This is a genomic window from Lactobacillus sp. ESL0785 (genome assembly GCF_029395455.1).
Lineage (GTDB): Bacteria > Bacillota > Bacilli > Lactobacillales > Lactobacillaceae > Lactobacillus.
The window spans coordinates 262,555-283,840 of the sequence record NZ_CP113916.1; the positions used below are offsets into that span (position 1 = coordinate 262,555).

Annotated in this window: 21 protein-coding genes; 16 read left to right on the forward strand and 5 right to left on the reverse strand. The window is 35.4% G+C overall.

Annotation, left to right across the window (positions count from 1 at the left end):
- Positions 1–10: 10 nt before the first annotated feature.
- Both ribA and ribH read left to right on the forward strand, forming a co-directional pair.
- Entirely contained in the window at positions 11–1,237 is a 1,227-nt protein-coding gene (ribA, locus tag OZY43_RS01340) for a GTP cyclohydrolase II (protein WP_277165250.1), read from the forward strand.
- A gap of 1 nt (position 1,238) precedes the next feature.
- Positions 1,239–1,712, forward strand: coding sequence for a 6,7-dimethyl-8-ribityllumazine synthase (gene ribH, locus OZY43_RS01345; RefSeq protein WP_277165251.1), 474 nt, complete (start codon positions 1,239–1,241; stop codon positions 1,710–1,712).
- Positions 1,713–1,868: 156 nt separating this feature from the next.
- Here ribH and OZY43_RS01350 read toward each other — a convergent pair whose 3' ends face one another.
- A complete protein-coding gene (locus OZY43_RS01350; RefSeq protein WP_277165253.1) occupies positions 1,869–2,948 on the reverse strand; it encodes a GntR family transcriptional regulator in 1,080 nt (359 codons plus the stop codon).
- Between the two features lie 316 nt (positions 2,949–3,264).
- On the opposite strand from OZY43_RS01350, the gene OZY43_RS01355 reads away from it, so the two are divergent.
- From OZY43_RS01355 to OZY43_RS01375, 5 genes are all read left to right on the forward strand, one after another.
- Positions 3,265–4,656: a sugar porter family MFS transporter gene (locus OZY43_RS01355; RefSeq protein ID WP_277165255.1), complete on the forward strand. Its 1,392-nt coding sequence runs from the start codon at positions 3,265–3,267 to the stop codon at positions 4,654–4,656.
- 15 nt (positions 4,657–4,671) lie between these two features.
- Entirely contained in the window at positions 4,672–6,276 is a 1,605-nt protein-coding gene (locus OZY43_RS01360; protein ID WP_277165258.1) for an FGGY-family carbohydrate kinase, read from the forward strand.
- Positions 6,276–7,010 carry an L-ribulose-5-phosphate 4-epimerase gene (locus OZY43_RS01365; RefSeq protein WP_277165260.1) on the forward strand — a complete coding sequence of 245 codons (735 nt, stop codon included), beginning with the start codon at positions 6,276–6,278 and terminating at the stop codon, positions 7,008–7,010. Before OZY43_RS01360 ends, OZY43_RS01365 begins: the two co-directional genes overlap by 1 nt.
- 76 nt (positions 7,011–7,086) lie before the next feature.
- The gene (gene araA / locus OZY43_RS01370) at positions 7,087–8,508 is read left to right on the forward strand and encodes an L-arabinose isomerase (protein ID WP_277165262.1); all 1,422 of its coding nucleotides are present in this window, start codon (positions 7,087–7,089) and stop codon (positions 8,506–8,508) included.
- A gap of 81 nt (positions 8,509–8,589) precedes the next feature.
- Positions 8,590–9,639 (forward strand): aldose epimerase family protein, encoded by a 1,050-nt coding sequence (locus tag OZY43_RS01375; RefSeq protein ID WP_277165264.1) that lies wholly within the window; start codon positions 8,590–8,592, stop codon positions 9,637–9,639.
- Between the two features lie 119 nt (positions 9,640–9,758).
- On the opposite strand, the gene OZY43_RS01380 is transcribed toward OZY43_RS01375, so the two are convergent.
- Positions 9,759–10,712: a hexose kinase gene (locus tag OZY43_RS01380; protein ID WP_277165266.1), complete on the reverse strand. Its 954-nt coding sequence runs from the start codon at positions 10,710–10,712 to the stop codon at positions 9,759–9,761.
- A gap of 20 nt (positions 10,713–10,732) precedes the next feature.
- Positions 10,733–11,476, reverse strand: coding sequence for a DeoR/GlpR family DNA-binding transcription regulator (locus OZY43_RS01385; protein WP_277165268.1), 744 nt, complete (start codon positions 11,474–11,476; stop codon positions 10,733–10,735).
- 165 nt (positions 11,477–11,641) lie between these two features.
- On the opposite strand from OZY43_RS01385, the gene OZY43_RS01390 reads away from it, so the two are divergent.
- Genes OZY43_RS01390 through OZY43_RS01410 form a run of 5 tightly spaced genes read left to right on the forward strand, consistent with a single transcriptional unit; the run spans position 11,642 to position 14,794 of the window.
- The gene (locus OZY43_RS01390; RefSeq protein WP_277165270.1) at positions 11,642–12,100 is read left to right on the forward strand and encodes a PTS sugar transporter subunit IIA; all 459 of its coding nucleotides are present in this window, start codon (positions 11,642–11,644) and stop codon (positions 12,098–12,100) included.
- Positions 12,097–12,414 (forward strand): PTS galactitol transporter subunit IIB, encoded by a 318-nt coding sequence (locus tag OZY43_RS01395; RefSeq protein ID WP_277165272.1) that lies wholly within the window; start codon positions 12,097–12,099, stop codon positions 12,412–12,414. Before OZY43_RS01390 ends, OZY43_RS01395 begins: the two co-directional genes overlap by 4 nt.
- Before the next feature lie 26 nt (positions 12,415–12,440).
- Complete coding sequence (locus OZY43_RS01400) at positions 12,441–13,805, forward strand: PTS transporter subunit IIC (protein ID WP_277165274.1); 1,365 nt, start codon at positions 12,441–12,443, stop codon at positions 13,803–13,805.
- Positions 13,806–13,814: 9 nt separating this feature from the next.
- Positions 13,815–14,027 carry a hypothetical protein gene (locus OZY43_RS01405; RefSeq protein ID WP_277165276.1) on the forward strand — a complete coding sequence of 71 codons (213 nt, stop codon included), beginning with the start codon at positions 13,815–13,817 and terminating at the stop codon, positions 14,025–14,027.
- Positions 14,024–14,794, forward strand: a complete 771-nt coding sequence (locus OZY43_RS01410) for a class II aldolase/adducin family protein (RefSeq protein ID WP_277165278.1) — start codon at positions 14,024–14,026, stop codon at positions 14,792–14,794. The genes OZY43_RS01405 and OZY43_RS01410 overlap by 4 nt, the downstream gene beginning before the upstream one ends.
- A gap of 388 nt (positions 14,795–15,182) precedes the next feature.
- Here the strand turns inward: OZY43_RS01410 and OZY43_RS01415 are convergent, their stop codons facing one another.
- Positions 15,183–16,124, reverse strand: a complete 942-nt coding sequence (locus tag OZY43_RS01415) for an aldo/keto reductase (protein WP_277165280.1) — start codon at positions 16,122–16,124, stop codon at positions 15,183–15,185.
- A 363-nt stretch (positions 16,125–16,487) separates the two neighbouring features.
- Between OZY43_RS01415 and OZY43_RS01420 the strand changes: the two genes are divergently transcribed.
- The 3 genes from OZY43_RS01420 (at position 16,488) to OZY43_RS01430 (ending at position 19,023) form a co-directional block, all read left to right on the forward strand.
- Positions 16,488–17,594, forward strand: a complete 1,107-nt coding sequence (locus OZY43_RS01420; RefSeq protein WP_277166308.1) for an MFS transporter — start codon at positions 16,488–16,490, stop codon at positions 17,592–17,594.
- A 4-nt stretch (positions 17,595–17,598) separates the two neighbouring features.
- The gene (gene nadC, locus OZY43_RS01425) at positions 17,599–18,447 is read left to right on the forward strand and encodes a carboxylating nicotinate-nucleotide diphosphorylase (RefSeq protein ID WP_277165282.1); all 849 of its coding nucleotides are present in this window, start codon (positions 17,599–17,601) and stop codon (positions 18,445–18,447) included.
- A gap of 81 nt (positions 18,448–18,528) precedes the next feature.
- Positions 18,529–19,023, forward strand: coding sequence for a cupin domain-containing protein (locus tag OZY43_RS01430; RefSeq protein ID WP_277165284.1), 495 nt, complete (start codon positions 18,529–18,531; stop codon positions 19,021–19,023).
- A 23-nt stretch (positions 19,024–19,046) separates the two neighbouring features.
- Here OZY43_RS01430 and OZY43_RS01435 read toward each other — a convergent pair whose 3' ends face one another.
- Positions 19,047–20,078: an acyltransferase family protein gene (locus tag OZY43_RS01435; protein WP_277165286.1), complete on the reverse strand. Its 1,032-nt coding sequence runs from the start codon at positions 20,076–20,078 to the stop codon at positions 19,047–19,049.
- A gap of 202 nt (positions 20,079–20,280) precedes the next feature.
- Between OZY43_RS01435 and OZY43_RS01440 the strand changes: the two genes are divergently transcribed.
- Complete coding sequence (locus tag OZY43_RS01440) at positions 20,281–21,192, forward strand: L-lactate dehydrogenase (protein ID WP_277166311.1); 912 nt, start codon at positions 20,281–20,283, stop codon at positions 21,190–21,192.
- Positions 21,193–21,286 lie beyond the last annotated feature (94 nt).

The window sequence follows — 21,286 nt, forward strand, 5'->3', positions numbered from 1 at the left end:
GAGGATAAAAATGAAGGACGAATTAAACGAAAAAATGGCCAAAATTCTTGACCATATGAGAAATGGCGGCTTGGTTATTGTGGCAGATTCACCGCAGCGTGAATCTGAAGGCGATATGATTGGCTTAGCGGAAAAAGTAACACCGCAAATGGTTAACACAATGATTACCAAAGCGCGTGGGTTGTTATGTGTGCCAATGAGTAAGGCGTACGCTGACCGTTTGCAGCTGAGCCCACTTGAAACAGGTTCAAATGATACTTTTGGCACCGCCTTTACGATGAGTGTTGATTCAATCGAGACGACAACAGGTATCTCTGCTTTTGATCGGGCTAAGACAATTAAAAAGTTGGCAAATCCAGATAGTCAATGGGCAGACTTTTATCATCCCGGCCACGTTTTCCCATTAGTTGCTAAAGAAGGTGGCGTTTTAGAGCGAACTGGTCATACTGAAGCAGCATTAGACTTAGCACGCTTAGCTGGGGTTGCGCCAGTTGGCTTTATCTGTGAATGCATTAAAAAAGACGGCACGATGGCCCGGCGTAAGGACTTGAAGGCATTAGCAGAAGGAATAGGCATTCCTTACTTAACAATTGAAGAATTAATTGAATATCGTAAACGGCAAGAGAATAAAGATTTGGCAATTGCATCCGTTACTAAAGTGGATTTTCCAACTAAATATGGTCATTTTCAACTTGAAGGCTTTAAAGATAATAAACATCCGGAAAAGCAACCAACACTGCTAATTAGTAAGGGTGAAGTTAAAGCAGGAGAACCACTTTTACTGCGGCTGCACAGTGAATGTTTAACTGGAGATGTTTTTGGTTCCAAACGTTGTGATTGTGGCGCTCAATTAGCAGAAGCGTTGACTAAAATTGAAGAAAATGGTTCAGGTGCGGTCTTATACTTGCGTCAAGAAGGCCGTGGAATTGGTCTTGAAAATAAATTACGCGCATATAAGTTGCAGGATGAAGGCATGAACACGGTAGAAGCTAACCAGCAATTAGGATTGCCAGTTGATGCAAGACGTTATAATGTTGCTGGCGAAATTTTACGCCAAAAAGGCATCACAGAAGTTAAATTAATGACTAACAATCCAGATAAAGTAGAACAGCTGGAAAACTTTGGCGTTAAAGTAGTTGAACGTATTCCGATGGAAGTTGGTCTCACTGAGGAAAACAGACAATATCTGAGTACCAAAAAGCACGAAATGAACCATATTTTAAATGAGGTAGATTAAAATGAAAGAAATTACAGGAAAATTGGTGGCTGGACAAGATAAAAAAATTGGAATTGTGGTTGCCAAATTCAATGGTGTTGTAACTGATCGCTTGCTTAGTGGGGCTATTGAGCAGTTAGAGATGTCTGGTGTAGCTAGTGACAATATTGTTGTTGTTCATGTCCCGGGCGCGTATGAAATCTCGCGGACAGTTAACTGCTTGGCTAAAAGCGGCAAGGTTGATGGCATTATCGCTTTGGGTGCGGTTATTCGCGGTGAAACTGACCATTATACTTACGTTTGTGAAGGTACTGCATCACAATTAGCAGCGGCAACGGCTAATGGTCCAGTGCCGGTAATGTTTGGCGTTTTGATGACCGATACTGTTGCCCAAGCAACTGATCGTGCTGGTGGTAAATCCGGTAATAAGGGTGCAGAATGTGCAACTGATATTTTAGAAGTGTTAAGTTTAGAAGAACAGATTAATAATTTATAATATCGCCACTTACATAAATACATGTTTAAAAGCCATGACTAAGAAGAAGTCATGGCTTTTTTTGGATGATTTAGTTGTCGAAATCGAAAAATTGACATTGGTGTCATTTTTAGATAGCTGCACTTAATTAATATTAAGTGCCTTATACTATTCTTACTATTCTTTGAGATTTATTACAGAAGCTCGTAATTTCAGTTTAGGATGATGAACAATAGAATGAATATGATTTTTTTGAATTAATTTTAATATTCCACGACCAGCTTCTTGTCCGACTGAAGTACGTTCATAGTTCATGGTTGTTAAACTAGGATTTAAGTAAGCGGCAGAATCAAAGTTATCAAAGCCTACTAAAGAAATATCTTTAGGAACTTTGATATTTGCTTTTTTTAACATGTCAAGTACTAATAAAGCAAGACTATCATTGTAGCAAGCAATGGCAGTGGGTCGTTGATCATTATGTAAATAAAAGCTTATTTTTTTGCTGATAATGTTAAAGCGATCATGTGAACTATACATAATAATATTACTGTCCGCAAGGTCAGTCCCAATTTCTTGGTATGCACGTACAAAACCATTCATTCTGTGGACACCTTGAAGATCGTCAACCTGAAAAATACCTAAAATATGTTGATGACCTAACTTTAGTAAATATTCAATTAATTTTTTCTCAGCAGCACAATCGTCGTTAACAATTGATGGAAAATTTAATTCTGGATACTCAGCATTAATAAACAACAGTGGGATTTTGCTTTTAGCAATATATTGATAAATATCTAAATTGGGGCTAGGCTTAGCACTTTCACTGGGTTCAACAATTAAGCCAGCGACTTGAGAATCAAGCATTTTAATGAGACTTTCACGTTCTTTTTTCGGTTGATTATGTGTGTTGGCCAAGAGAAGTGAATAATCTTGCTCGCTAATTTTGGAATCAATTTGAGAAATGATTTTAGGGAAAATGTAATCAGCAATATGGGTGCAAATTAAGCCAATGGTTTTACTTTCTGGATTAACTTGCCATTTCTTATTCCAGTCTTGGATAAACATCCCACTACCTTGAACTTTATAAATTAGATGTTCATCTTGCAAGGCAGTGAGTGCTTTACGTACAGCATAACGTGATTTGTTAAATTGCTGCATTAGTTCTGTTTCAGTTGGTAATTTTTGATTAACTTTAAAATTACCAAAAGTTATTTCTTTTTTGAGGCTCTCTTTGATTACTAAATAATCGCTTTTCATTAAGTGATACTCCTAAATTTGTTTGAAATTAAATAGTAAACTATTAAAAACAAAATACTATCTTTAAATAGTAATGTAGAAACGTTGATAATACAGGTAATTATATCACAAGTTATTTTAAATTATTTTATTTTTAGGTGTCAATAAAAAATAAATATTTTTATAAAAGCGGTTAAAGGATACACTATATAAGTATTTTATCAACTTTTATGCGCTTATATTTATTCGAATGAATTATAAAAGATATTGCTATATAAGATAAATAGGCTATAATGAAAATGCTTACAGAAATGTATAAGATCGGAGGAGAATTTAAGTGGTAGCAAAGACAAAGAAAATACCAAGTAAATATATATATTTTTTTGGTTCTTTTGGTGGAATTTTATTCGGTTATGATATTGGTGTTATGACAGGAGCGTTACCCTTTTTGCAAAAAGATTGGAGTTTAACAAATGCTTCAATTGTCGGGTGGATTACTTCAGCCGTAATGTTTGGTGCTATTTTTGGTGGTGCCGCTGCTGGACAACTTTCTGATAAATTTGGTAGAAGAAAAATGATCCTAGTTTCGGCAATTATTTTTGCGTTGTTTTCAATAATGTCAATGATTGCTCCGCATAATGGCTCGATTTATTTAATAATTATAAGAATTTTGCTTGGACTAGCCGTGGGTGCTGCATCAGCGTTAGTTCCAGCATATATGTCAGAAATGGCCCCTGCAAATGCTCGAGGAAGTTTGTCTGGGTTAAATCAAACGATGATTACTTCTGGGATGTTGCTTTCTTACATTATGGATTTTTTGCTTAAAGGATTACCTGAACCTTGGAATTGGCGACTTATGCTAGGGCTAGCGGCAGTTCCAGCAATTATTCTTTTTTGCGGTGTTTTACGTTTACCAGAATCACCACGTTTTTTAATTAAGAATGGTGAAGAAGCAGAGGCACGACAGGTTCTCTCATACATCAGAAAAGATGATAAAGAGATTGAAAGTGAAATTGAGGAAATCAAAGCTGCATCGGCAAAAGAAAATGCGGCATCGGAAAAGACTACTTGGGGATCTTTATTTAGTGGTAAATATCGTTATTTAGTTATTGCAGGTGTTGGCGTAGCAGCTTTTCAACAATTTCAAGGTGCTAATGCAATTTTTTACTATATTCCTTTAATTGTTGAAAAAGCTACTGGTAATGCTGCTAGTTCAGCATTAATGTGGCCAATTATTCAAGGGATTATTTTAGTTGTTGGTTCACTCGTGTACATTGCAATTGCTGAAAAATTTAAACGTCGGTCCTTGTTAATGATTGGTGGCTTAATTATGGGATTATCATTTTTATTGCCATCGATCATTAATAGTATTAATCCACATTCTAATCCAATGATGATTGTTGTGTTCTTATGTATCTATGTTGCGTTTTATTCGTTTACTTGGGCACCACTAACTTGGGTATTAGTTGGCGAAATTTTCCCACTGGCTATTCGTGGTCGTGCTTCAGGTCTTGCTTCATCGCTTAACTGGATTGGTTCCTGGGCGGTAGGGCTGTTATTTCCAATGATGACAGCATCAATGTCACAAGAAATGGTTTTCGCAATTTTTGGAGTTATTTGTATTTTGGGTGTTTTATTCGTTCGTTTCTTTGTTCCAGAGACTAAAGGTCATACTTTAGAGGAAATTGAAGAAGAAGGAATGAATCATGGCTTAAAAGAAGCAAAGTAGTTGGGGGATGAAAAAATGAATATTACTGATACAGCTGAATTAATTCAGTCAGGAAAAACTGCTTTAGGAATTGAATTTGGCTCAACACAAATTAAGGCAGTACTAATCGACAATCAGTTTAAACCGATTGCGACAGGTACTTTTCAATGGGAAAACAGTTTAAAAGATGGTATCTGGACATATTCAGATAAAGAAATTTGGTCTGGTTTAAGAGCAAGTTACCAACAACTTGCGGCCAACGTTAGCAGTAAGTTTCATGTTAAGCTTGAAAAAATTGGTGCAATTGGAATTAGTGCCATGATGCATGGCTATTTAGCATTTGATCATCATGATCATTTACTTGTACCATTTAGGACTTGGCGTAACACGATTACTGCTGATGCAGCCAATGAGTTGACCCACTTATTTAATTTTAATATTCCGCTTAGATGGAGTATTGCACATTTATATCACGCAATTTTGCAAGGTGAAGAGCATGTTAAGGAGATAGCTTACATTACTACCTTAGCCGGTTATGTTCACTGGCAACTATCGGGTAAAAAGAATATTGGTGTTGGTGATGCTTCTGGTATGTTTCCTGTTGATAAAACAGGAAGTTTCAATTCAAAAATGTTACAGCAGTTTAGCAATTTACCACTAGTTAAAAAATATCAGTGGAAAATTGAAGATATTTTGCCCAAGATTATGAAAGCCGGTCAGATTGCTGGTTATTTAACTGAGCGTGGTGCGAAATTGCTTGATCCGACTGGAACTTTGCAAGCAGGCAGTGTAATGGCCCCACCTGAAGGTGATGCTGGCACGGGAATGATTAGTACCAATAGTGTTCGATTAAGAACTGGTAACATTTCGGTAGGAACTTCAGAATTTTCAATGGTGGTTTTAGATAAACCATTAAAGAAAGTACACCGTGATATTGATATTGTGGCAACGCCAGATGGTTTACCGGTCGCAATGGTACACATTAATAATTGTTCATCAGATATTAATGCTTGGGCCAATATTTTTAAGGAATTTGCGGCTAGTTTAGGACAAAATCTAAATTCTAATGAGCTTTATAGTACTTTATTTTTAAATACTACTAAATCTGATCCTGATGCTGGTGGACTGGTTAATTACAGTTACTTTTCAGGTGAACCAGTAACTAATACTGACGAGGGTCGACCATTATTGGTTAGAATACCTAATAGTCACTTTACTTTAGCGAACTTTATGTTGGCACAACTTTATTCAGCCTATGCACCATTAAAGATTGGGATGGATGTTTTGACAGATGAAGAAAATGTTAAAACTGACGTCATGATTGCTCAAGGTGGACTCTTTAAGACACCAGTAGTTGGGCAGCAAGTTTTATCTAATATTTTAAATATGCCAATTTCAGTGATGGTTAATGCTAGTGTAGGTGGTCCTTGGGGAATGGCAGTGCTGGCTAAATATAGTGAGATGCAGGCTGATGTACCACTTGCTGATTATTTAGATGATCAAGTCTTCCTTAATTCAGAAACAATGGCATTAAGTCCGGAACCTAAAGGCGTTGAGGGTGCACAGAAATATATTGATCGTTATAAGTTAGCGCTTGATCTTGAAAATCGTGCGGAGATATTGAAAGACGAGGAGAACTAATGTTAGAAAAGTTAAAACAAACGGTTTATGAAGCTAATATGCAGCTGCCTAAACTTGATTTAGTAACTTTTACTTGGGGTAATGTTTCTGGAATTGATCGTGACAGCGGCTTGTTTGTTATTAAACCATCAGGTGTCGAATATGATCAAATGAAGCCTGAAGATATGGTAGTTGTTAACTTGAAAGGTGAAGTAGTAGAAGGCAAAATGAACCCTTCAAGTGATACACCAACACATACGATTTTATATAATGAATTTCCAAAAATTGGTGGAATTGTGCATACGCATTCACCGTGGGCAGTATCCTTTGCGGCGGCTAAAATGGATATTCCAGCTATGAATACAACACATGCTGATACTTTTTACAATGCGATTCCAGCAGCTGATGCATTAACTAAAGCTGAAATTGAAGAGGATTATGAAGGCAACACTGGTAAAGCTATTATCCGTACCTTTAAAGAACGTGGCTTAGATTATGAAGCAACGCCTGGTTCACTAGTTAGTCAACATGGCCCATTTTGTTGGGGGTCAACGCCAGCCCAAGCAGTTTACAATGCCAAGGTGTTAGAAGTAGTAGCTGAAGAGGATTACCACACATTGCAATTAACGCATGCTAATAGTGAGTTGCCGCAGTATTTATTAGATAAGCATTATTACCGTAAGCATGGTCAGAATGCCTATTATGGTCAAGACAATGCCCAATCAAAAACGCATGCGAAGCGGAATGGGAAGTGATAGCTGATAATTGAAAAGGGTATATAAAGATAAAGGTTTTAATTGGTTTATTTTATTTGATTGAGAGGTTTTAATTATGTTAACAATTCCTAAATATGAATTTTGGTTTGCTGCAGGTAGCCAGCATCTTTATGGTGAAGAAGCATTGCGTGAAGTTGCAGAAGATACTAAGAAAATTGTAGCTGGTTTAAATGAAAAAGGTAATTTGCCATATAAAATTGTGTTCAAGCAAGTTTTGACAACTGCTGATGAAATTACTAAGTTTATGAAAGAGGCAAATTACAATGATAATGTGGCCGGTGTAATTACTTGGATGCATACTTTTTCTCCAGCTAAGAATTGGATTCGAGGTACGCAACTATTACAAAAGCCATTACTGCATTTTGCTACGCAATATTTGAATTATATTCCGTATGATACGATGGATTTTGATTACATGAATTTGAATCAAAGTGCTCATGGCGATCGCGAATATGGTTATATTAATGCACGGTTAAATAAGCATAACAAGGTAATTTACGGCCATTGGCAAGATCCAGAAGTATTAAAGCAAATTGCTGATTGGGAAGATGTAGCCGTTGCTTATGACGAGTCATTTAAGACTAAGATTTGTCGGTTTGGCGATAATATGCGTAATGTTGCTGTAACTGAAGGTGACAAGATTCAGGCACAAATCCAATTAGGTTGGACCGTTGACTATTATGGTATTGGCGATCTAGTTGCTGAAATGAACAAGGTTAAAGAATCCGAAATTGATGATGAATATGCTGACTTGAAGTCAAAATATATCTTAGTTCAAGGTGATATGGCTAAGAAAGATTTTGAAGATACAGTTCGTTATCAGTTAAGACAATATATTGCAATGAAACGCTTCTTAGAGCGTGGTAATTATACTGCCTTTACGTCAAACTTTGAAGATTTGCATGGCATGAAACAATTGCAAGGTTTATCAGCTCAATTAATGATGCGGGACGGTTATGGCTTTGCTGGTGAAGGTGACTGGAAGACCGCAGGATTATTGCGTATCTTTAAGATTATGACCCATAATACAAAGACTGCCTTCATGGAAGACTATACTCTTGATTTACGTAAAGGTCATGAAGCAATTTTGGGATCACATATGCTTGAAGTTGATCCATCAATTGCTTCAGAAAAGCCACGGGTTGAAGTTCATCCACTTGATATTGGTGGTAAGGATGATCCTGCTCGTCTAGTATTTTCTGGCGGTGAGGGTGATGCTGTCGATGTAACTTTAGCTGATTTCCGTCACAACTTTAAGCTCGTAACTTATCCAGTTGTCGGCCATAAGGCTGAGGAAACGCCGTATTTACCTGTTGCTAAACAAATGTGGACACCAAAGCTCGGTCTTAAAGCAGGTGCTACTAAGTGGATCCAAGCAGGTGGTGGTCACCATACGGTGATGTCATTTGCTGCTAATGAGGATCAAGTTCATGATTTGGCAGCACTTTATGGTGTTGACTTATGTGATATTGAATAAAATGTCAATTTGATAATTTTGATTTAGGACTGATTTGCAGTAATACTGTTAAGTCAGTCCTTTATAATTTGAGGTGTAAAAATGGAAAATAAAGTTGTTGGTTCAATTAAAGACTTTGATGAGTATCAGGGACATAAAATTCAAAAACTTAGTTTAACTAATCAGAATGGTGTAACTCTGTCACTTTTAACACTTGGTGCAACAATTTATGAAATTAACATACCGAGTGAAACAGGAGTACAGAATATAGTTTTAAACTATTATCATAGTAAGGATTATCTTGCTAATCCTTACTACGTTTGTATGGCAATTGGCCGAACAGCTGGTAGAATTAAAAATGGTAATATCATTCTTGCTGGTCAATCAATACAACTACCACAGAATGAAGGAAAAACTAATTTGCATGGTGGTACTAATGGCTTTAATAGTCAAATTTGGCAAGGAAAAATCATTCAAATTGCGGGCAATGATGTTATTGAAATGAGTCATCTTCAAGAAGGAGATGGTTATCCAGGTAAGATGCGAATTAAAATTTTGTATTCTTTGTCAGCGGATGATGTTATTGAGATTAAATTTTGTGCCATTAGTACGGCTGATACACTGTTTAATCCTACACAACATATTTATTTTAATTTGGGCAAAAATGATACTGTCAAGGAACATTTGTTAAAAATAAATGCTAAGCAAATTCAAAAACTGGATAGTAATAAAATTCCATTAGCTGATAGAGTAACCGTTGCAGATACGCCCTTTGATTTTCGCCAACCAACCAGTTTAGATAAAGCTATTGCGGCAATGAATGATACAGCAGAAAAGGGTTTTGATGATATTTTTGCTGTTGAACCTGATAAAGATAACCTAGTTGCAGTATTATCTGATCCATTATCTAAAATTAGTGTTGCAATTGAATCTGCTAGAAATGGCTTGGTTGTTTTTACAGCAAATTCATTTACGCAACAAAATATGAATTTTGTAAGAACTAATGGTATCGGTAAGCGATATGAGGGAATTGCTCTTGAACCACAGACACTGGCTCCATCTAAGGGTGATGGGCTATTTTCAGCAATAAAATTAGCAAAAGGTGAAGAAAAAACATATACGATTAAATATCATTTGAATTATGAGAGATAGCTATTTGAAATACTTAGAGTAGATGAAATTGATTTTTAATAAAATTAAAGCACATTGATATTTGTTTAAAATATCAATGTGCTTTTTTGGTATGTAGTTTTTTGTAGTTAAAGATATTTTTAATCAGTAACTGGTATTAACTCAATTGACTTCATTATATCTATAACACGTTCTCGTTGAACAAAACCTGTTTTGGTTTCCATGGCATTAGCAGTACCTGCTGCTATAGCCCAACGAATTGTAGATAAAAAATCTAACTTTTGATCTAAAGCATAAAGTAAACCACCAACTACAGAGTCTCCAGAACCCTCGGTATTAACTACTTTTACTGGCTTGAATTTAACTTGATAAAATTGCTGTTGATGCTTTACAAGAGCACCTTTGTCTCCTAAAGAAACAATAATATTATTAACTTTATTTAAAATTCCATGTGTGATTTCTTTTTTAAGTTTATGACAATCACGAGTTACTGTTGCTGCTAATAATTCAGCAGCTTCTTGTTCGTTAGGTTTAATAAAATCTGGTAAATTTTTACTTGTTAAAACGTCTGTTAATGCTTGACCAGATGTATCTAAAATAATTTTAATATTAGGATCTGTTTGCCTGATTAAAGCGATAATCTTAGGATAAAAATTATTAATTTTGGTTGGAGGTAGACTACCATTTAAAGATATTGCTGAAACATGATTATTTTGTATTAGTGTCTTAATAGTTTTAAGTAAACTTTCAAATCGATCTAAATTTAAAAAATCACCGTGTTCATTAATTTCTGTTTTATTGTTATCGTCTTGAATTAATGTGTAACAATTTCTGGTATTTCCATTTGTTTTAATAAAATTTGCTATGTATTGATCATTATGTGCTTGTTCTAAAATGTATTGTCCATTGTAACCTGCTAAAAAACCAGTTGCTGTTGTTTTTGCTCCTAAATTTGCCGCTACACGTGCGGCATTAATTCCTTTGCCACCGACCATCTTTTTAATTAGCTGTACTCTGTTAAGAGAACCTACTTTTAATTCTTTAAGTTGGTATAACCGATCTACTGAAGGGTTAACTGTAATTGTAATATCCATTGTTATTGCCTGTTTTCTAATTAATAAATCATTTTAATATATCGTGAGTAATTGGTGATATCTTCCTTTGTAACTTCAGGGTCTGTTACAAGACAGTCAAATTTATCTAATCTTTGAAAAGTAATAATATCTGAATGATTTAGTTTACTATGATCAGCTATAATAAATGATTTTTCAGAATGTTCAATTGCAATGTTTTGAATATTGCCTTCTGGAATAGTACTGGTTGTTACACGATTATCACTGATTCCGTTAGTTGAACATAAAGCATAATCTAAATTTAAACCTTTAAATATATTTTCAGCTTTAACACCTAAAAATTCCTCAGTATTTCGGTGTAATTCACCACCTGTTAGCAATAAGCGACAATCATTTTTATTTATTTCGTTAAATGCTGGCAAACTATTGGTCACAAAAGTAAGGTTCTTACGAACCAATAAAGGAACAGCCATTAATAAAGTTGTACCTGCTCCTAAAAAGATCGTTGAATTATTGTCAATTTGATTGGCTAGTAATTTGGCGATTTCTTTTTTTTCAGTAATATTTTTCTTTAATTTTTCATTTGTTGTAGATTCCGGTTGATTATTACTTTGCGCACCACCATAAATTCTGGTTATCTTACCTTGTTCTTCCAATTTTTTTAAATCTCGTCTGATAGTCATTGAAGAAACTTGTAAATTTTTTGCAATATCAACTGTTGTCATGAAACCGGTCTTGTTTAGAAGATCATTGATTTCTGTTAATCTTTTTTCTTGTAGACTCAAAAAATCACTTCTTTTTTATAGAATTCCTTGTTGCACGATAAGTATATCAAACATTTTTAAACAATAAAAGTTATTTTGTGTTTATCTTTGTTAAAATTAGGTTGACATTGTTTGAGTTTAAGATTATATTGAAAACGTATACAAATAAAGAAGGGAGGTTTCGCAATGTTTTATCAAAATTTAATTGATTTAAATATTTCTGTAAAAACTGAAGAACAACTATTTGATTTAGTAGGGTCAAGAGCAATTAACTTAAATTATGCTAATTTGGGATATATTTCAAATTTAGAAAAGAGAGAATTGTCTTATCCAACTGGATTAAAGTTTCCACAGATTTCTCTTGCCTTGCCACATGTTGATCCGCAATATGTTAATAATCCATTTATTTATATTGCTCGGACTAATCAGCCATTAGTTCTTAAGCAAATGGGAGATAGCGCAGAAATGACAGCCAATAATTTTTTGTTTTTAGGCTTAAAGAATGGTAATAAGCAACCAGAACTTTTAGCAAAAATAATATCTGCTTTTCAAGATGAAAATTTTGTAGAGCAATTTAAGAAAACAGAAGCTTCAGAAAGAATGCTTCAATTAGTTAAAGGAAAGTTTGAGGGATTATTAAAATGAAGACTATCTTAGTTTGTTGTGGTACAGGAGTTGCTACTAGTCCACAAGTTGCCAATAAAATAAATGATTACTTAGCTGAACAAGGTTTGGATCAAATAGCTAAAGCAACGCCCGAACCAGTTGCAGAAGCTAAGGGTTCTGTTGAAAATGATGCTAATGTTATTGTTTATGTCGGAATTGCACCTGCAGATGGTGAGTTACAAGAAGCACTCGATAAAAATAATGTCGTTGGCATGGTAGGGTTACCATGGTTAACTGGTATGGGTCAAGAGGAAGCCAATCAAAAAATAGCAGATATTGTAAGACAAGCTTAATAACAAGTCACAAGGAGATGATTTGAATGGATTGGAACGCGATAGTTCAAGGAATTTTAAGTGTCGGAGCCCAGGTTTTGATTCCAATTTTAATTATGATTTTGGGATTGATTTTTGGTATGAAGCCTTCTAAAGCAGTTACTTCTGGACTTTATTTAGGAACTGGATTTATTGGCATGTCAATGGCAATTAATCAATTGACACAAACTGTTAGTCCAGCTGCAAAAGCATTGGCAAAGTATACAGGTATTAATTTACCAGCTGTTGATTTTGGTTGGACGGGCGCTGCTTCAATTACATGGAGTTGGACATTGGCCTTTCTATTTTTTGCAGTGGAAATTGTAGTTAACATTGTTATGCTACTTGCTAAGATGACTGATACGATGAACGCTGACATGTGGAATGTTTGGGGCGTTGCATTAACTGGTTATATGGTTTATCAAATTTCAGGTAGTTTAATTTGGGGCTTTATCTGTGGTGCTCTTCAAGTGGTAATTTGCTTGAAACTAGGTGATATGTGGAGCAAAGAAATCGCTAATATGCTTGGTTATGAAGGTGTAACTGTTACACATATTGAAGCATTTACTGCTGTTATTATGTCGCCAATTAATAAATTGATGGATTACATTCCTATTTTTAATCGTGAATGGGATGCTACTGCTTTAAAGAGAAAAATAGGTGTTTTTAGTGAGCCTGTAGTTATGGGATCGATTATTGGTCTGATTTTAGCTTTAGCAGGAAGATATAGTATTGGTGACGCACTTAATCTCGCGGTCACTGTAGGTGCGGTAATGGCGATTTTTCCAGTAATGGCTAAGTTCTTTATGGATGCTTTGACACCATTTGGTTCAACTATGAGTGACTTTATGAAAAAGCATGTTAAAGGTAGAACATTTGTCATCGGTTTAGATTGGCCTATTTTAGGTCAAAGTACGGAATTATGGGTAACAATGGTTCTAATGATTCCTGTATCAATTATTTATGCTGCTATTTTACCTGGGAATACTATTTTACCAATTGCTGGTGTTATTAATTACTGTATTGGTGTTGGTGGATTGTTACTTACAGGTGGCAATTTACTAAGAATGCTGGTTTTAGGCGTTATTTATGAACCGGTTTTCTTATACGGTGCATCATACTTTGCTAATATTTTTACTAAATTAGCTAAATCGAGTACTTCCATTAAGGTACCAGCTGGATCTCAGGTCTCATGGAGTTCAATTGAAGCTCCTGAGTTAAGATATGCAATGGCTTGGGCTGGACGTGGCAATATTTGGGCTATTATAGGATTGATTGCCTTACTTGCTATTTTCTGGTGGCTATATAGATCATTTAAAAAGAATCCGATTCCAGCTTTAAAGTATCAAAAACCTACTGCTAAAACAGAATAGGAGTTACAAATGAGAAAAAGCTCAAGTAAAAAAATCTTTTGGACTTGTTTGTCTTTTTTAACTTTTGGTTTATTTAGTTTGGCACTTATTTCTAAAAATTATTGGCTTAATATTTTCGTTATTATTTTAGGGATGCTTATTAATAAGAAGGGAAGTGATGTTCTTTTTATTAAAAAAAGTTTTATTGCTAAAAATGATATGAGGAGGAAAAATAATTTATGAAATATCCTGCAGGAAGAATTCCTTTTGAATATGAACGGGAAGACTTAGCAAAAGTTGTTCGTGAAGTTATGGAACGTCGAGACACTAATATTGTTGGTGGCAATATTAGTATTAAGGTTCAAGACGAAACGGGTAAAAATTATTATGTTATGACACCAACAATGATGTCAGAAGCATATATGGGTTATCTAAATGCTGATCAAATTTTGGTTATTGAACCACATACGCGTAGAGTAATTTCAGGTAATGGCAAAGTTACTCGTGAGATTAATATGCATGAAGCAATTTATGATACCAATCCAGATATTAAATGTGTTTTTCACTCACATGCAGATCAGTGTATGTTTTGGGGAACAAGTGGCTTGAATATGCCAAATGTTACAGAAGCTACACAAAAACTTAAAGAAATTAGAACGCTTGACTGGCACCCCATGTGTACAGAAGAACTGGCCCAATATGTTGCTGGTGAAATTAAGAAGTTAGGTTCTAAAGCTTTAAGAAATGGTTTTCTGTTGAATTCTCATGGTACATTGTTTACTTCAGGTGGTAAGGATATGGATCCATTAACAGCACTCCATAAATCTTTAGCCGATGTAGATATTACCGAATATAATGCTAAAGTTGCATATAAGCAAACTGTTTTCCAACAAATTGGAGTATTGGATGGATATTATTCTGAAGATACTAAAATTGGAACTTGGGAAGATGTTAAGGCCGGAAAAGCACTTTATAATAAAAAAACAGCTCAAAATAAAAAGGGCGACTAAAAAGTGCCCTTCTTACAAAGTTTGACCACTTTGACAATATAATATTTTTTTATTGAATGCAACTATTTATCAAGATTAATTGTGCAAAACCTGATCATTTTGATCAGGTTTTTTGGTGTAATTTATTGATAGTTATTGTTTGAATAAGTTAAGTTACACAAAGATAAATATATAAAATTTAAGTAATTTTTTAGCAGGTGAATTTAATGATGAAAAAATTGCAATAACAATTAGATAAAATTGCATTTGCGGCTAAAGAAATTAACTTAAGTCAGCGCATAATTACCAAGTATTGCCGAAAATTGAATATTGCTAACAGTTGTTAACCTCAAAAAAATAGCAACAATCTGAATATACAGATTGCTGTTATTTATTATCAAAGTGAATTTTACGGTAGATCATTACCTGCAGCTAAGTAAATGTCATACCATTCTTGTGCGGTTAGATCGATGTCAGCACCTTTAGCACTGTCAATAATATGGTCTGGATTCATAGTGCCGATAATAACCTGAATTTTAGCAGGATGGCGCAAAATCCATGCCGCCGCAATGGCATTCTTGGAAACACCTTTTTGATCGGCTAATTTTTGCAAGGCAGCATTTACTTGTGGGAATTTAGGATTACCAATAAAGTTACCCTCGATTTGGCCATATTGAAATGGTGACCAAGCTTGAACGGTCATGTTGTGCAAGCGTGAATAGTCAAGGACACCGCGGTCGTGGTCAATACTACGTGCATCAGTCATATTAGTATGAATGCCAAAGTCAATTGGCCCCGTGTGCATAACGCTAAATTGCAACTGGTTAATCAGTAACTTTTGACTAATACCTTGTTGCAACAATGCAACTTGCATTGGATTAAAGTTAGAAACACCGAAGTGGCGCACTTTTCCTGAAGTTTGTAATTCGTCAAAGGCAGCACTAATTTCAGCTGGGTCCATCAGGGCATCAGGTCGATGCAAAAGTAGACTATCTAGGTAGTCAATGCCCATTCTGTTTAAAATGCCGTCAACAGCATTGATAATGTACTTTTTAGAAAAATCGTACCGGGTGGTTTTGTAATTTAGTTCGGAATTCTCGTAAATACCAGTTTTGGATTGGATATAAAAGTCATCGCGGTTAAGACCAGATTGTTTAAAGGCTTTGCCAAAAATTTTCTCAGATTTACCATGTCCGTAAATGTCAGCCGAGTCAAGACAGTTGATTCCAACTTCATGAGCAGTTTCGAGAGCGGTCACGGCTTGATTAACGGTTAAGGCATTCATGCGCATAATACCTAAAGCAATGGCTGAACCAGTAAAGTTTGTCTGACCAATTTTAATTTGTTTCATAAGAATACCTCCTTACAATTAGTATAAAGCTTTTTTAGACAAAAAGTATGGCGAATAATTAAGGCTGATATTTAATTACAAAAAGGAAACATATTTTCCTTAATAGAACAATTCTTGCAAATAATACGAATTATTAATAAATATCTTTATACTTAATCTTAAAAATCCGAATAATAAGCATAAAAAGCATTGAAATTTTACATTTTAAAGTCTACAATTAACAAGAATTATCAATTGATGGTTTAGTGATAAATAATAACAAGATAGTGGGTACCAGCTATCTTAATTTGTGAGGATAAAAAAGTGTATCATAAAAAGGGATTTATTTTTGCAATCGTGGGAACAGCTTGGCTGTTTGATGCGATGGATGTTGGACTGCTGTCCTTTATTATGCCAATTGTTCATCAGGAGTGGACATTGACTAATTCTCAAACCGGATTAATTAGTTCAGTTAGTACAATTGGGATGATTTGCGGTGGCTTCTTCTTTGGTTACTTAGCTGATCGGATTGGACGTAAGAACACGTTAATGTTGTCGCTGCTTACATTTTCAATTGGTAACTTTATTTTAGCTTTTGCTCAAGGATTTGATTCTTTTTTGATCATTCGTTTCTTTGTTGGCATGGGGCTTGGCGGTGAACTGCCAGTGGCAGCAACTTATGTTTCGGATTTATACAGTGGAGCTAAGCGGTCACGGATGTTAATTTTAGCTGATAGTTTCTGGGCTTTGGGTTGGTTAGTTGCGTCGTTCTTGTCATTTGCATTAAATGGTATTTTGTCATGGCGGGGATTATTAATTGTTACTGCGATTAGTGCCTTTTTTGCAATTGTTGTGCGAAAGCAAGTGCCAGAATTAAAAAAGCCAACTGCTAAAAAGCATCATTTTGTCATTAGTAAATTTTTGAATTTTAAAACGATAATGCTATGGCTAGCATGGTTTATGGTAATGTTCAGTTATTATGGTATGTTTATGTGGCTGCCAGGAATTATGACTAGCAAGGGTAATAGTGTTGTTGATAGTTTTGGTTATTCTGTCATTATTATTGTGGCGCAATTACCCGGTTACTTTACAGCGGCATGGTTGACCAAAAAAATTAATTTGCGTTATATTTTTGCTATCTATATGATTGGCACTGCAGTTGGTGCGGTTTTATTTGGTCAAGCGCAAACGCCGGTTGCAACAGTAATTTGTGGTTGTATCCTATCATTCTTTAATTTGGGTGCTTATGGGACGATTATTGCAATTACTCCTAGTATTTATGATTCGGCAATTCGGGGGACAATGACTGGGATTGCTGAAGGTATTGGCCGAATTGGTGCAGTTATTGGGCCGCTTTTGGTTGGTATTTTAATTGATCAAAAAGTAGGCATTAATGCGATTTTTATTATTTTTATGGTTTCTTTAGTTATTGGGGCTGCTGCGATGTTGCTAATTCCTAATCCAGAACATTCAACGGTTGAGGAAGGATAGTAAGATGAATAACTTATTATTACGCGAAAAATTAATCACTTTTTTGAAAGAAGATCTTGAAAAGGGTGATTACAGTACCCAATTTTTAACTAATAAAAAAATTAGCGGTCATTTTGTTGCCAAGCAAGATGGGGTTATCTGTGGTCAGCAGGTACCACAGGTTGCTTACAATTTGTTAGGTCAAGCTCAGTATGAACCGTTAGTTGCGGATGGTACGGTTATTAAAAAGGGTATGCAAATTGGTAAGGTAACTGGCGATGCTGCTGTGATTTTAAGTGCTGAACGAGTTGTATTGAATTTAATTCAACGCATGAGTGGCATCGCGACAATGACTCATATGGCAATTCAAACTCTGAATGATGCAACAATTAGAATTACTGATACCCGTAAAACCGCGCCGGGTCTACGGATGTTTGATAAGTATGCTGTTAAAATTGGTGGCGGGGTTAATCATCGTTTTGGTTTAACCGGCGGCGCGATGTTGAAGGATAATCATTTAGCCTTAATGGGTGGAGTTAAAAAGGCACTTACGACATTACAATCAGTTCAAGGTCCGTTAACACCAATTGAGGTTGAGGTAGAATCGCTGGCAGAATTACAAGAAGCAATTGCTGTTAAACCAACAACAATCATGTTTGACAACCAATTGCCAGCAACGATTAAGGAGTGGTCTGAATTAGTGCCAGATGAAATTGTAACTGAAGCTTCTGGTGGCATTACAATGGCTAATTTAGCTAGTTATCGTGGCTGCGGTGTTGATTATCTTTCAATGGGCTGCTTGACTAACGATGTGACACCAGTTGACATTAGTTTTTTGGTTCAAGGCGTATATAAATCTGGCGTAATTAATTAAACAGTCTAGTCAACTTTTAGGGCAATGGTAAAATTGATTTTACTGAATAATTACTTTTATTGGGAAAAAGGAATGAAATTTATGAATACTAAAGAAGACTATATTAATAAGTTGGGTTTGGAACCACATGCTGAAGGCGGCTGGTTTAAAGATATTTCACATAGTCCTGATAAATATTTTGCTCCAGAAAGTGATGGCGAACGGTATCGTTACACGTCAATTATTTTTTTGCTTGATTCAAGCAGTCCCTCGCATTTACACAAGTTAAATCATGACGAAATCTGGTTTTATCATGATGGGCAGCCAGTTATTATCCATTGTATTAGTGAATCTGGTAAATACTGGACGGTTAAGTTGGGCAAGGATATCAAGAATGGTGAGGTTTTACAATACAGTGTGCCGCAAAATACCATCTTTGGTGCTGAAATAGCAGGTAGTGGTTTTGGCGTTGTTAGTTGTGTCGTTGCTCCGGGTTTTGATTACCATGACTTTATTTTATTTACACGCAGTGAGTTACTAGAACAATATCCACAATTGTCTGCTGTGATTACCAAAATGACAGTAGCTGAAAAATAATTTTGTAATTAAAAAAAGCGTTCCTAGTTAATTAGGAGCGCTTTTAATTTGAACCAAAGTTTGTGACAAAAAATCGCTGATATAAAAGATAAGATCCAAGTCAACAGGTAAAGACTGCTGGCTAATAATAAGGGCGAACGTAATTTACTTAATGCTGGCACTAATGTTATCCACAAAAGTTCTAACCAAAAAACGTGACTTAAGAATGCACGGTAAGCATAAATTGCTAAAAAGTGGAAAACTTTGAGCATGTGTATTTGATGTTTTCTAATTTGATAGAAGGCAAGACTACAAATTAAACCAATGATTGTTAAGCAGTAGCAGGTTGTGGACAGCTGATAATAGGAAGAATTGCTGAGCTTGACTGGTAAACCAAAGCTGAATAATTCGCGATTAAGCCAACTATAGCTGATCAGCCAAGCAACAAGTAATAACGGCCAGCTCTGTCTAAGCAAATGAGCTAATTGTTGGTGAAATTGCCAAGCTAGGCAACCTAAAACAGCATAAATTAGAAAACTTGGGAAAAGGCGATCAAAGTAGTACCAAGAATTTGCATGTGGACCGTGGAAAACTTGACGGTTATACACAAATATCCACAAGAAATACACAATGGTTGTGCTTAATATGACCAGCCAACATTTTTGTTTGGTTTGCTTGACCCAAGTTAGAAGCTGCCAAAAGAAGGGCATAAGGATGATAAATTGCAGCATCATTGTGTTATACCACAGGTGTGGCGCAGCATTGCCGCTAATAAATTGCACCAGCCAGCTAATTAAATTAGTAAAATAGCCATGTTGTTGAAGTTGAGGCATAAGGAATAAATACACACTTGTCCACAAGATACTGGGGATAAACAGTGCATGCCACTGTTTTTTTAAATATTCGGGATAATTTGACCACGAAGAATGTAAATTAGTTCGTGCGGTTGTGTATAAAATACCAAAAATAAAAGCTGGCGCTGTAAATTTCACTAAATTATAGATTAAACCAATATTAATTTGTGAAGTTTTAGTTAGGTGAAGTTTTACCATAAACGCTAAAACAGATTGTAACATTACTGCTGTACATGCAAATGTTTTAAGGTAATCACCAGGATCTGCTTGAGTTGAAGTATCCAATTTTTATATTCATCTTTCTAATACATTTTTAAAATTAATTTTATTTTTAACACTTAATGGCTTATAATATAAATTACATTAACAGACCTACTGTTATTTTAGGCAAATACCGATGTTTAGTAAATAAGGAGGAAGAATAATTATGAACAAGATTGGAATTATTGGCGATGGCCATGTTGGTTCGACAGTTGCACATCAATTAATTGTCGCTGGTTTAGTAGATGATTTAGTTTTAATTGATGAAAATGAGGGAAAAGTTAAGGCTGATGCCCTTGATTTTGAAGATGCAATGGCAAACTTACACCATCATACTAATATTACCGTGAATGATTATTCTGCTCTGGGTAATGCAGATATTATTATTAGTGCGATGGGCAATATTAAATTGTCCGCGAAGGATCGTTTCGGCGAGTTGCGCTATAATAAGCCCCGTATGGCTGCAGTTACTGATGGCATTAAGAAGAGTGGCTTTAACGGGATTATTATTTGTATTTCTAACCCCGTTGACGTAATTACTGGCTTATATCAGGAATTAACAGGGCTGCCGAAAAACCATGTCTTTGGCACAGGAACACTGCTTGATACGGCGCGAATGAAGCGTGCTGTTGGTAAAAAGACCGGAGTTGACCCCCGTTCAGTTATTGGGTTTACGCTTGGTGAACACGGTGATTCACAGTTTACTGCTTGGTCAACGGTTAAGGTCTTGGAAAAGCCATTTATTGAAACTGCTAAGAATAATTCTTGGAGTTTGGCTGAGATGAACGAAGAAATTAAGCAAGGTGGCTATACTGTTTATGCTGGTAAGCAATACACTAACTTTGGTATTGCGGCTGCCGCTGTTCGCTTAGTTGAAGCCGTCTTAAGCGACTCGCGTACAGAAATGCCGGTATCTAATTATCAAGAAGAATATGGCACATACATGTCATATCCTGCAGTAATTGGTAGGGATGGTATCGTACAAAAGGTTGAATTAAATTTAACTGATGCGGAAAAGAAGCAATTGAAACAAACTGCTGAAACCATTAAGAAAAAGGCACAGAAAGAAATTTAATTAAATTAAGGCTAGCAAACTTTTATGGGTTGCTAGCCTTTTTAGTTTAAAAACTTAAGGTACTTTAAAAATTCGTGAGTTATCATATAATATA